Source organism: Acinetobacter sp. BMW17, assembly GCF_001592855.1.
In the GTDB taxonomy this organism is placed as follows: domain Bacteria; phylum Pseudomonadota; class Gammaproteobacteria; order Pseudomonadales; family Moraxellaceae; genus Acinetobacter; species Acinetobacter johnsonii.
The window spans coordinates 86,247-98,448 of record NZ_LSOD01000048.1 but is presented as its reverse complement, the minus strand read 5'-3'; the positions used below and the strand labels follow the sequence as shown (position 1 = coordinate 98,448).

At 43.3% G+C, this 12,202-nt stretch carries 11 protein-coding genes; 2 read left to right on the top strand and 9 right to left on the bottom strand.

The window, feature by feature from the left end; all coding sequences use genetic code 11:
* Positions 1-188 precede the first annotated feature (188 nt).
* From alr to AXW61_RS16555, 8 genes are all read right to left on the bottom strand, one after another.
* On the bottom strand, positions 189-1,415 hold the full coding sequence (gene alr / locus AXW61_RS16590; RefSeq protein WP_062035373.1) for an alanine racemase: 1,227 nt from the start codon (positions 1,413-1,415) through the stop codon (positions 189-191).
* 56 nt (positions 1,416-1,471) lie between these two features.
* Positions 1,472-2,971 (bottom strand): amino acid permease, encoded by a 1,500-nt coding sequence (locus tag AXW61_RS16585; RefSeq protein ID WP_004981418.1) that lies wholly within the window; start codon positions 2,969-2,971, stop codon positions 1,472-1,474.
* Between the two features lie 403 nt (positions 2,972-3,374).
* Positions 3,375-4,352, bottom strand: coding sequence for a succinylglutamate desuccinylase (astE, locus tag AXW61_RS16580; RefSeq protein WP_062035371.1), 978 nt, complete (start codon positions 4,350-4,352; stop codon positions 3,375-3,377).
* Positions 4,353-4,373: 21 nt separating this feature from the next.
* A complete protein-coding gene (gene astB / locus AXW61_RS16575; RefSeq protein WP_062035369.1) occupies positions 4,374-5,714 on the bottom strand; it encodes an N-succinylarginine dihydrolase in 1,341 nt (446 codons plus the stop codon).
* Positions 5,715-5,736: 22 nt separating this feature from the next.
* Positions 5,737-7,206: a succinylglutamate-semialdehyde dehydrogenase gene (gene astD / locus AXW61_RS16570; protein ID WP_062035367.1), complete on the bottom strand. Its 1,470-nt coding sequence runs from the start codon at positions 7,204-7,206 to the stop codon at positions 5,737-5,739.
* Positions 7,206-8,237 (bottom strand): arginine N-succinyltransferase, encoded by a 1,032-nt coding sequence (astA, locus tag AXW61_RS16565; RefSeq protein WP_062035366.1) that lies wholly within the window; start codon positions 8,235-8,237, stop codon positions 7,206-7,208. Before astA ends, astD begins: the two co-directional genes overlap by 1 nt.
* 13 nt (positions 8,238-8,250) lie before the next feature.
* On the bottom strand, positions 8,251-9,468 hold the full coding sequence (locus AXW61_RS16560) for an aspartate aminotransferase family protein (protein ID WP_062035364.1): 1,218 nt from the start codon (positions 9,466-9,468) through the stop codon (positions 8,251-8,253).
* A 77-nt stretch (positions 9,469-9,545) separates the two neighbouring features.
* Positions 9,546-10,820, bottom strand: a complete 1,275-nt coding sequence (locus AXW61_RS16555; protein WP_171254099.1) for a Glu/Leu/Phe/Val dehydrogenase — start codon at positions 10,818-10,820, stop codon at positions 9,546-9,548.
* Positions 10,821-11,023: 203 nt separating this feature from the next.
* On the opposite strand from AXW61_RS16555, the gene AXW61_RS16550 reads away from it, so the two are divergent.
* Together AXW61_RS16550 and AXW61_RS17430 are read left to right on the top strand one after the other, a co-directional pair.
* Positions 11,024-11,446 (top strand): Lrp/AsnC family transcriptional regulator, encoded by a 423-nt coding sequence (locus AXW61_RS16550; RefSeq protein WP_004981435.1) that lies wholly within the window; start codon positions 11,024-11,026, stop codon positions 11,444-11,446.
* 27 nt (positions 11,447-11,473) lie between these two features.
* Entirely contained in the window at positions 11,474-11,707 is a 234-nt protein-coding gene (locus AXW61_RS17430) for a transposase family protein (RefSeq protein ID WP_255210000.1), read from the top strand.
* Between the two features lie 25 nt (positions 11,708-11,732).
* Here the strand turns inward: AXW61_RS17430 and AXW61_RS16545 are convergent, their stop codons facing one another.
* Positions 11,733-12,095, bottom strand: coding sequence for a hypothetical protein (locus AXW61_RS16545; protein WP_062035360.1), 363 nt, complete (start codon positions 12,093-12,095; stop codon positions 11,733-11,735).
* Positions 12,096-12,202 lie beyond the last annotated feature (107 nt).

Sequence of the window (12,202 nt, the reverse complement as noted above, 5' to 3'; positions counted from 1 at the left end):
GTAGGACATTTGATTTGTAGCGTTATTTTCATACCTCTATTTTATCAAAAGCCATATTGTTTTTTTCAGCATACTTTTTGAAACACCGCCCAATATTTTAATCATTATTAGACACTGGAATAATGCCTAAACCAAACGATGGTTTTGTCAGTGAGGAGGTCAAAACAACAGAATCCCCCCTTTTTACTCTACCGAACCACAACTTTCGGATTAGAGTTGCCCCACATGGTGTAGACATCTGCCAGCAAAGCGCCATTGTATTCTTCCAAATCACTTTGCTTCACTATTGCGCCCCCTTGTTCGCCAAACAGGACCACTTCATCATTGGCACGAATATCTGGAAAATCAGTAACATCCACCATGGTAGTATTCATCGAGGTGCGCCCGACTACAGGTACTTTATGCCCTCGAATCAGCACATAAGCTTTGTTACTAAAAGCACGTCGATAACCATCTGAATAACCAAGCGGCAAGTTCGCCAATAGTGAATCTCGCTTCAAGGTATACGTTTGGTCATAGCCAACTGTTGTACCTTTCAAATAGGCATTGACTGTTGCCACTTGGGTTTTAAAGGTCATCAGCTTTTTATATTCGACCCGATCTGGAAGGCTGTCACCATAAATCACACCGCCTGCACGTACCATATCTAGGTGTGACTCTGGAACCGTTAAGGTCGCAAAAGAATTTGCGGTATGTAAAGTCAGCGCTTCTCGCTTTAATTTGGCTTTTTTAATTATCCAATCCGTTTGCTGGTTAAAGACAGCCAAACGTTCACGCACATATTTTTCATCTTCCACAGCATAATGCGTCATGATGCCCTCCAACTTTAAATTTGGCAGTTTGGTTATGCGTAGCGCTTGCTGTTTACCTATTGCACTGTCCAGCTCTAAACCGTTTCGATCCATCCCCCCTGCATTTAAACCCAAATGATACGCAAGGGTTAAACCTTGTTGTTTGGCCCATACTGAGAGGCGCTGTGCTTGTTCATAGTTCCCTAACAACTCTTCCATGTTTAAGGAAGCAGCATTTTGGATTTCTTGATCAGTCGCAGCACGTAGTCTTAACAGCCGTCCCTGATAACCAGACTTGCGTACCATCGCGGCTTCGGCATTACTGGTGATACCAACACAGGGTACTTTGAGCTTAATAATACTCGGCATCAACAGTTCAATCCCGTGACCATAAGCATCGGCTTTCATGACCGCGCAAATCTGGCTTTTGTCCTGTAATTGCTGTTGTAAGGTCTGAATATTCTGCTCGAAGGTCTGCACATTAATTTCGACCCATGCATTGGCCAGTGGCGTTACCACTTGTGTCGCTGAAAGATGTGGCGTCAATAACGGTGCGGCAAAACTGCTCTGTATATGTAGTAATCCAGCACCCAACATGCATGCCCAAAGTGTTGCTTTTTTCAAAATAAATCCCTCTGTTTTGCGATAAAAATAAAGGGGGAATATTCCCCCTCTGTTCCTTAATTATTTTCTGGCATTTCATCCTGTTCAATGCGGCGACCATGGGTCAAAATCCAGTTACGCTCTGCATATTTTTTCGTTTTATAGTAATAAGCAATACCCAGTCCAATAAACCAAAGTGGAGAGAACGCCAAAGAAATCATGGTGTCATGATCGAGCGCCAAAATCGCGACCACAAAGATCAAGAACAACAAGGTAAACCATGCCATAAAACGTCCACCTGGCATTTTATACGCCGACTGTTCATGCAGTTCAGGCGCTTTTTTGCGATAAGCCAAGTACGACAAAATAATCATAGCAAAGGTGAAAATACACAAAATCGAAGTGAAGGCTGAAATGATGATAAATGCCGTCATTACATCAGGCACAATGAACAAAATTGAAGTACCTACCACCACACAGAACATCGAGAACATTAAACTCAATACAGGCACTTTGCTTTTCGACAGTCGAGCAAAGCTTTTCGGTGCATCTTTTTCTACCGCTAAACCGAACAACATCCGGCTGGTGGCAAACACCCCACTGTTCGCTGAAGACATGGCAGAGGTGGCCACGACAAAGTTGACAATACTGGCTGCTGCAGGCAAACCAATTAAAGTAAACATTTCAACAAATGGACTTTTGTCTGGAGAAATCTGCGACCAAGAAGTGACTGCGATAATACAAACCAAAGCACCGATATAGAACAATAAAATACGTAATGGAATTGAGTTAATTGCGCGTGGTAAAGCATGATGCGGATCTTTGGTTTCTGCCGCTGTAGTACCCACCAACTCAATACCGACAAAGGCAAATACTGCGATTTGAAAACCAGCTAAGAAGCCCGTTAGACCATAAGGGAACAGCGACTCTTTCTCGACCACATGGGCTAAAGACGCTTTCACACCATCTGGAGAGACAAAACCAATGGTAATCAGATAGACACCGACCAACAGGAACATAATGATCGCTATAATTTTAATTAAAGCAAACCAGAACTCCACTTCACCAAACAGTTTTACCGCAACAAAGTTCAACAAAGTCAAAATGGCAATGGAGGTGAAGGCGGGTATCCATGCGGGGAGATCGGGATACCAAAACTGTGCATAACCTCCAATCACAATCACATCCGCGATTGCGGTGACAATCCAACTGAGCCAGTACGACCAACCTAAAAAGAACCCTGCCCACGGCCCCAAATAAGCCGTTGCAAAGTCTGCAAAAGATTTGTAATTGGTATTAGAAAGCAGTAACTCCCCCATCGCACGCATGACGAAGAAAAAGAAGAAGCCAATAATAAGGTAAGTTAAGATGATCGAAGTACCCGACACAGCGAGTGTCTTGCCCGACCCCATAAAAAGACCTGTACCAATCGCACCACCAATCGCAATCATCTGAATATGACGATTGGTCAGTGAGCGTTGCAGTTGTTCTTCCTCAACTGACTCGTAATGATGTCCACCCAGTAAATCACCTTCTAAAGGCTCTTTTTGTTGATGGGTCTGTTTTCCATTCATCATGTTTTTACTCCAATTTACAACCCAATGGGTGTAAATATGGGACTCAGATTTAGATAATTCCTTATTTCATCTCAGTCCAAAATTAAGCTACATATTATTTTTCAATAACATTAATTTTTATTATTCAGCACCACACTATTTATCTCTTTATGGCGGCAAAATAATACTCACACAGGCTGCAAAACCCATGCCAAATTTAATTATTTAATATTAAAAAACAACAACTTAATAAAAACACAACGCAAAACCATCCATCGATTATAAGTCCCCTTATGATCGAAAGATGAAAATATTGAATTAATATTTTTCTCAATATCCATATATTCAATTCCATTGAAAATTAATTTAACGACTTAAGTTCGATAAACCACCATCATCACATTTAATAAATTGACTGAAATCATCAAGGATGAACCTCAGTTAATATCAGCCCTGCTCTTAATCCCTTTTTCACTTGAGTATTCGGAAATAAAATTCGAACCTGCTCAGGTGCAGTCACATACGGTTTGCCCTGTTGCAGAGCAATCACGGTATCGGTTTCGAACACGGAAAAATTAGGCGCAGAATCTGCCAAATTAAGCTGGAAGTCATCTTCAGTTTTGATGATCGAATCAACGACTCGAAAAGTTTGAATTGCTTGTTTTTGACGTACAGGTAAGGCCTGCTCACTCACCACGGCGCGAAGCACATGATTAATCGCGGCGAAAGCCGCCAAATCATTTTGGCCAAAGGGTTTGGCATGACCAAGTTCGAGTGTCGAACTGGCTGCTTGAAACTGAGCGCTACTAAAGTGCGTAAAGGTACGGCCTACTGCATTGTGATACACCAAGGCATCTAGTTCCGCAGCTTTTAGGCTGTCCAACATCACCGCATCATAGTCATGGATTTGATATGGAAATAAGGCAAAAGTCGGCAACAAAGATGGGCGAATCGCAGTGTGCAAATCGTAATGATAGCGCCTTACTTGAGCTGGACTATCATTAAAAAAAGCGGTGACGATCTGTTCTAAGACTGCCACCCGCTGCGCTTCAACTGTATCGGCAAATTGTTGGTAGGCCCCGCAGAACATGCGGTTCATATCATTTTCAACATAACGTTGCCCTGTGCGAATCGCGATAGGGTTACCTAAAATCAGTAATAATTTAACCTTGGGCTCTAATGCCCCTGCAAACAAATCTTGACTCAGCTGCGCCAACAACTCGATTGGCGCAGTTTCATTGCCATGCACACCCGCGGAAAGCACGACCGCTTTTTCATAAGCCTGTTTCGGTGTAAAAGATAAAACACCTTCAGCCAACCATTCCCAATGAAAATCATGCTGTACGCCATGCACTACAGTCGGGACACGTTGTGCTAAAACATCACCTAGAAAATCTATCATCTGCTTTCCCTGCACGATTGCTTAACGTTGGAAGTGATACACCGAACCTAAGTTCAAAATTTGCGTCAGTTCATCTAATGCAGTACGGCTTTCAATCAGTAATTGCGGATCAGCCAAATCTTGCTGTGCCAATTGGTCGCGGTAGTACTGATCCACCCACGTATTTAAACGGGTAAACAAGGCATCATTCATAAACAGGTTTGGATTGATCGCATTCAGCTCTGCTTCATTCGCTGCTACACGTAAACGTAAACATGCAGGTCCACCGCCATTGCGCATACTTTCACGCAGGTCAAACACCTTAATGTCATCAATCGGTGTGCCCATTTGGATCATGTCGTTTAAATAACCCCATACTGCTGGGTTTTGACGCGATTCTTCAGGCACCACAATGCTCATCCCGCCATCGGCACGCGTGAGCAATTGACTATTGAACAAATAAGTATTCACCGCATCTTTCACAGAAACACGCAGATCAGGCACTTCAATGGACACAAACTCTTGACCCAAACGCGCCATTTTTTCGCGAATTTCTGACAACGCTTCAGATTGATTCAAAAATGCATGCTGATGGTGGAACAGTACGTTTTGGTTACTCACCGCAATCACGTCGTTGTGGAAGACGCCTTGATCAATCACATCGGGATGCTGCTGGACAAACACTGTTTGTTCCGCTTTGAGCTGATGTAAACGTGCCACTGCTTCACTCGCCTCACGCGACTGGCGTGCAGGATAATGTTTCGGACCGATACCACCACCGAGGAACTGCTGACCATAGACAAACACTTGCACGCTGGCTTGATCATAAGCACCGCCTAAACGGTTATGGTTTGCCGCACCTTCATCACCGAACAATGCCACTGGCGGTAAAGCTTCGTGATGGGCAAAGTGACGCTCATCGTTAAACATGGCTGCCATAACACGTGATGTCGTTTCATGCTCAATCGAACGGTGGAATTTGTTGTTCAAATTTGCCGCAGTAAAATGCACACGACCATCTGCACTGTCCGCCGACGGTGAAACCGTTGCCGCATTGGCAGTCCACATACACGATGCAGAACTCAACGCTGACAATAACGCAGGCGAAGTTCGCATGGCTTGTTCAATGACACTGTGATCATCCCCACGGAAACCCAATTTGCGCAAAGTCGGGACATGTGGGCGTTCTTGCGGTGCAAATACACCTTGCTTTAAGCCCATGTCGGCCAAAGCTTTCATCTTTAACAGACCTTGCTTGGCAGCCAACTTCGGGTTGGAAAGATTATTTTGGTTTTTGGTTGATGCTTCGTTTCCGAATGACAATCCCGCATAGTGATGCGTTGGACCGACTAAACCATCAAAATTAATTTCATAGCCTGACATTTCTAAACTCCCTTTTGTCGACTTACAGCACAATGCCTGGCGATAATTTTTCAGGTAAACTTACCTGCTGACTTTCCAGTGATGCCATTGGCCATGCGCAGTAATCTGCGGCATAGAAGGCACTGGCACGATGGTTTCCTGATGCACCAACACCACCAAAGGGTGCAGCACTTGACGCGCCTGTTAATGGTTTATTCCAGTTCACAATACCTGCACGTGCTTCAATCAATAAGCGATCAAACAGTTCACGGTCAGGTGAAACTAGACCCACCGACAAACCGAATCGAGTGCCATTCGCTAGTGCCAAAGCTTCATCGAAATGGTCATAACGATAGATACAGCTCAATGGGCCAAAATATTCTTCATCTGGCACATTGTTAACGCCTGTGACTTCCAATAGACCCGGACTTAATAAACTACTGTTGGCATCTGCTTGAGTGACAGGTAATAACACCTGAGCACCTAAATCGATCAGGCGTTGTTGCGCTTGTAAAATTTGCTGTGCGGCATGTAGTGAAATCACACCGCCCATAAACGGTTGTGGCTGAGCATCCCACTGACCCACAACCAAATTACGGCTGATTTCAACCAAACGTTGAATGAAGGCATCACCTACAGCACCATTTTTAATAATTAAACGGCGTGCACAAGTACAGCGCTGACCCGCTGAAATAAAGGCAGATTGAACGGTTAAATTCACCACGGCATCAATGTCAGTAATCTCATCGATAATTAATGCGTTGTTACCGCCCATTTCTAGCGCGAGAATTTTTTCTGGAGCACCAGCCAATTGTTTATGCAGGTGGTAACCGGTATTGGCACTGCCTGTGAACAACAAGCCATCAATTTCATGCGACTGCGCAAGTGCCTCACCTGTGCTACGACCACCTTGTACCAAGTTCAACACACCCGCAGGCAAGCCTGCTTCTTGCCATAATTTGACTGTTTCTTCTGCGGTCCATGGCGTCAACTCACTTGGTTTAAAGACCAAAGTGTTTCCTGCAATCAGCGCAGGAACGATGTGACCATTCGGTAAGTGACCTGGGAAGTTATACGGGCCGAATACAGCCAACACACCATGCGGACGGTGACGTAAAGACGCTGCACCATCTGGCATTTCCGTCAGACTTTCACCTGTACGCTCGTGATAAGCACGTACCGAAATTGCCACTTTGCCAATCATCGACTGAACTTCAGTCAACGTTTCCCAAATCGGTTTACTGGTTTCACGACTAATAATCGTTGCAAGCTGTTGTTTGTTTTGTTCTAACAAGCTGGCAAATCGTTGAATAATTTCAAGGCGCTCAGCTAAAGGGCGGCGTGCCCAAGCGGCAAATGCTGCACGTGCAGACTGACAAGCCTGTTCAACTTGCTCAGCTGTTGCTTCTGCACCATGCCAAATTGTGTCTTGCGTAACTGGATCGAGTTTGTCCCATGCTGTACCTTGCGCTGGAGACCATGTCCCGTTTATATATAAATTCCCTTGTGACATTATTTTTGCTCCATCTTATCTAAAGGCAGCATACGAATGCTTTGCCCTACTTGCACACCAAGGGCATGCGCTTGTTCTACCGTTAAACTTAAACTGTCTGTCTCAGCCGCATGCTGAATTAAAATCGCGCGATAGTCTTGATAGCGATCATTCGCCACCAAATAACGCCCTGCACCTTCTGGTACGCTATCGACAATTTTGACGGCACAAGTGTGACTTTCTTTGACGGCACGCAGGCTACTGACTTCCGCTTCAAGCGTCGGGCCTGCATCAAAAATATCGACATAACCTTGGTAACACAGCCCTTCCGACTCCAACACACGAGAGGCAGGAACAGTCTGAGGATGCACCTGTGCAATCACTTGTTGCGCGGCCATCGGCAGTAAGTCGATATACACAGGAAAACGTGGCATCAACTCTGCAATAAAGACTTTTTGCCCAATACCGCTGAGATAATCCGCAGTCGAGAAATCCATATTGAAAAAGTGATGGCCTAAGGCATCCCAAAATGGCGAACGACCATTTTCATCCGAATAACCACGCATTTCCGCAATCAGCTTATTTTGAAAAGCCTGTTTGAAAGCTGCGATAAACAGAAAACGGATCTTCGACAGCAGTTTTCCATTTTGGTCTTTGCGATACTCTGGGTCTAAAAACAACGTGCAGAGTTCGCTACAACCGGTATGGTCATTGCTTAAAAACAGCGTATTTAAGGTTTTATAAACATTCAGAGTTTGTGAGGCATGGACTTGTTTGCCCACATGGTAGTTATAGAAAGGCTCAGTTAAACCCACTGAAACTTCAATTGCACTCACGCCAACCACACGTTGTAACTGGGTGTCTTCTAGGACAAATAAATAACCCTGTTCACTCGGTGCAGCTAGCCCCGCTAAGGTCTTTTGCGTGCGTGCAATACGAGCCGATAAGATCTCTTTATTTTGGGGTAAAGAAGTCAGGCCAATGCCAGACTTCCCCGCCAGAATGTAGATATCATCTAAATCTCGATGCTCTGCATGTCTAACAATCATCATAACCAGTGGCCTATCACGCGCCAACAAAGCGCGCGAGCGCACGTTCAAAGCGTTGTAAACCTGCTTCGATATCTGCTTCTGGAATAATTAATGATGGCGTGAAACGAACGACATTTGGACCTGCAACCAGTGCCAATAAGCCTTCTTCGCCCGCTAAAGTCACGATGTCTTTGGCTTTACCTGCATATTCAGCTTTCAGTACACAGCCAATTAATAAACCTTGACCACGGACTTCTTCAAATAGACCATAGCGTGCATTTAACTGATTTAAACCGTTGGCAAAAATTTGCGCACGTGTACGTACACCATTCAACACTTCTGGGGTATTGATCAAACCAAATACGGCATTGGCGACAGCAGACGCCAATGGGTTACCACCATAAGTCGTACCATGGTCACCCACCACAAACATGTTGGCAAACTTATCTGTTGTGATCATGGCACCAATGGGGAAACCGCCGCCGAGTGCTTTGGCTGTGGTTAAAATGTCTGGGGTCACATCCGTATTCATATACGCATATAAAGCACCTGTACGACCAACACCTGTTTGTACTTCATCAAAAATAAGTACCGCACCATGTTGGTCACACAGTTCACGTAAGCCTTTTAAAAATTCAGGGCTTGCCGTAATGACACCACCTTCACCTTGAATCGGCTCAACAATCACCGCACACGTATCTGCATCAATCCCTTCACGTACTGCGTCTAAATCATTGAATGGTAAGTGGTGAATACCTTCTGGAAGCGGTGCAAAGTCTTGTGAATATTTTGGTTGACCACCTGCCGTAACAGTAAATAAAGTACGACCGTGGAAAGCATTTTTAAATGCAATAATTTTATTTTTGCGTGCAGAGCCTGAAAGTAGGCCCACTTTGCGTGCAAGTTTCAAAGCCGCTTCATTGGCTTCTGCACCAGAGTTACAGAAGAACACTTTATCTGCAAAGGTGTTATCAACTAATTGTTTTGCAAGCTCAAGTACAGGCTCATTGGTATAACCATTGCCAATGTGCCAAAGCTTTTGACCTTGTTCGACCAAAGCTTTCACCGCCACAGGGTGAGCATGTCCAAGCGCATTGACCGCAATACCGCCTGCAAAATCGATATATTCCTTACCTTGCTGATCCCATAAACGAGAACCTTCGCCACGCACAGGAATAAACTGAGCGGGTGCAAAAACTGGCACCATGTACTGATTAAAATCTTGGCGATTTGGTTGACTATTCTGGTTCATGGTTTGTTCGTCCTTAATAAATCTGATGTTATTCTTTCTAATAATATGGTGTGCCCCGAAGGGCACGGAACTTCCCCTTAACCTGGGAAAATTCCTCGTTCTTTACGTGCTTTTAAGATACGTTTACACGCCAAGATGTATGCTGCTGTACGTAGGCTGCACTGCTTTTCGCTTGCAGTGAACCAAACGTCTTCAACTGCTGACATCATGAGTTTGTCTAAACGTTGGTTAATTTCTTCTTCTGTCCAGAAGTAGCTCGCCATGTCTTGAACCCATTCGAAGTAACTCACAGTTACACCGCCTGCGTTACACAGTACGTCAGGTACAATCGTGATTTTACGTTCTAACAGAATGTCTTCTGCGTCTGGATACGTTGGACCATTCGCACCTTCCAAGACTAATTTTGCAGTCAATTTTTGCGCACGCTCAGGCGTAATCTGACCTTCTAAAGCCGCTGGAATTAAAATATCCATTTCAACCGACCAGAACGCTTCATCTTCAATTAAAGTGGCATCTGGGAAACCTGCTACACCTTTATGAATCGCAACGTAGTCTTGTAACTGCTTAACGTCCATACCTTCAGCATTAAAGATCGTGCCTGTATGGTCTTGTACACACACCACTTTCGCATTGGCTTTATGGAATAAGTAACCCGCTTCGCTACCCACGTTACCGAAACCTTGGATCGCTACACAGCTGCCTTCAAGTGCGAGATTGATTTTCTTAGCAACTTCTAAACCAGTCACAAATACGCCACGACCTGTTGCACGCACACGGCCTAAAGAACCACCCAAGTGCACAGGCTTACCGGTTACTACACCTGTTACGGTATGACCTTTGATACTTGAATAGGTATCCATCATCCAACCCATGATGTCTGGATTGGTGCCTACATCTGGAGCTGGAATATCGACTTGTGGGCCAATCACTAGGCTAATTTCGCTAGTAAAACGGCGAGTTAATCGTTCAAGTTCACGTGGAGACAATTTGCGAGGGTCTACACGAACGCCTCCTTTGGCGCCGCCATACGGTAAGTTCAATACCGCAGTTTTAATCGTCATCCACGCTGAGAGTGCCATGACTTCATTGAGTTCTACATCTGGATGATAACGAATACCACCTTTACCCGGTCCACGCGACAAATTGTGCTGTACACGATAACCTTCGAAGTGCTGGATCGAACCATCGTCCATCACGATTGGTACATCAACAATCAAAGCGCGCTTAGGACGCTTTAAAGTATTGATGAATGGAACTAAGTCGTCTTCCAGATATGGCGCAACACGGTTAATCTGTGCAAGATAGGTCTGCCAAGCGCCACTATTGTCCATTTCATATGACAAAGACATGATGTTTCCCTTTGAAAATTTGGTGAATCAAATCCATTAAATAGATATGAGACATTACCCGTAGAACACATCGCCTCAGCTCGATGTAACGTTCATGTGAATACTGCTCAATATGCATAGTATGAAAAATCAAACTGCGCCGAAAAAGTTGTAATTTTGATTAAAATGAATTAAATTTCATCAAATTGATAATAGGAAAAATCAAAATGAATGATACGGACAGTCAAATCCTCGGCTTACTGCAAGACAATGCACGTATCTCGATTACCGAGATTGCAAATAAGCTTCGTATCTCTCGAAATACGGTACAAAAGCGTATTGAATATTTGGAAACCAGTGGCGTCATTACAGGCTATACAGTGCGGATTAAACCGGGGACTGAGAAAAATAGTATCCGTGCTTGGATGAATATTATGGTCGAAGGCACCAAGACCAGTGCGGTGGTCAAAGAGCTCCGAATCGACCCTGCCGTGCATACCTTGCATAGCACCAATGGTAAGTGGGATCTGTTGGTAGAATTGAAGTCTGACAGTTTAGAAAACTTTGACCGAATTTTAGAACGAATTCGAAATATTTCAGGAATTTACAATACTGAAACCAGCATTTTACTGTCAACCTATAAAGTTTAAAGTCGAGAAAGACAATCTGGAAAATTTATACTTCTCTCTAACCTGCTTCCTTTAAAAGCGAAAAGACACTGTAAATTAGATCCTGAACTGAAACTCTACAACCAAGAGATCAACAAAAGAAGAATTGGGATTGAACATGTATTTGGCAGCCTAAAAACGTTCAAAATCCTTGCAGAACGCTATCGAAATAGAGGTAAAAGACTAGGTTTGAGATTCAATTTAATTGCTGGAATCTATAATCTAGAATTGAGTAAAAAATGATTTATGAAAGAGGTTCATAATTCACCTATTTTGCTTTTTGAATTTTATCAATATAAAAATCAATATCTTTTTCTTTATAGCCTAAAAGATGCCCGATTTCTCGTTCTAAATCTATATTTATTTTTGTGATATTTAATTGTTTATTAATTAATTCTAATAATCTATAAGCATTATCTTTTTCATTATGTATATAAAAAATATATACATCAATCTCTAAGTCTTTCAGTCTAGATTTAATCTTACTAAAAATTAAATTTATCTCACCATTACCACAAGGTTCTCTGAATTCTTCTGGAAAAAAATCAAATAATGCAATTTTTTTTTGATTTACTTTCATTAACTCAAGTTCTATTTCTTCGTGTGGTCCAAGTTTAGGATTGCTAGTCATATATTTGTCTCTAGAATAAAAGATAGGAGTAAGACTTAAACTCCTATCTTTGTTAAATTACTATTGTAGCTTAACGTAACAATGCTGACAGTAGTATGGTGAGGCAG

What these genes read in the sequence shown, in the direction of transcription:
- AXW61_RS16585 (WP_004981418.1), bottom strand. Translation starts at nt 2,971, where the DNA reads ATGATGAATGGAAAACAGACCCATCAACAAAAAGAGCCTTTAGAAGGT.
- astE (WP_062035371.1), bottom strand. Translation starts at nt 4,352, where the DNA reads ATGATAGATTTTCTAGGTGATGTTTTAGCACAACGTGTCCCGACTGTA.
- astB (WP_062035369.1), bottom strand. Translation starts at nt 5,714, where the DNA reads ATGTCAGGCTATGAAATTAATTTTGATGGTTTAGTCGGTCCAACGCAT.
- astD (WP_062035367.1), bottom strand. Translation starts at nt 7,206, where the DNA reads ATGTCACAAGGGAATTTATATATAAACGGGACATGGTCTCCAGCGCAA.
- astA (WP_062035366.1), bottom strand. Translation starts at nt 8,237, where the DNA reads ATGATGATTGTTAGACATGCAGAGCATCGAGATTTAGATGATATCTAC.
- AXW61_RS16560 (WP_062035364.1), bottom strand. Translation starts at nt 9,468, where the DNA reads ATGAACCAGAATAGTCAACCAAATCGCCAAGATTTTAATCAGTACATG.
- AXW61_RS16550 (WP_004981435.1), top strand. Translation starts at nt 11,024, where the DNA reads ATGAATGATACGGACAGTCAAATCCTCGGCTTACTGCAAGACAATGCA.
- AXW61_RS16545 (WP_062035360.1), bottom strand. Translation starts at nt 12,095, where the DNA reads ATGACTAGCAATCCTAAACTTGGACCACACGAAGAAATAGAACTTGAG.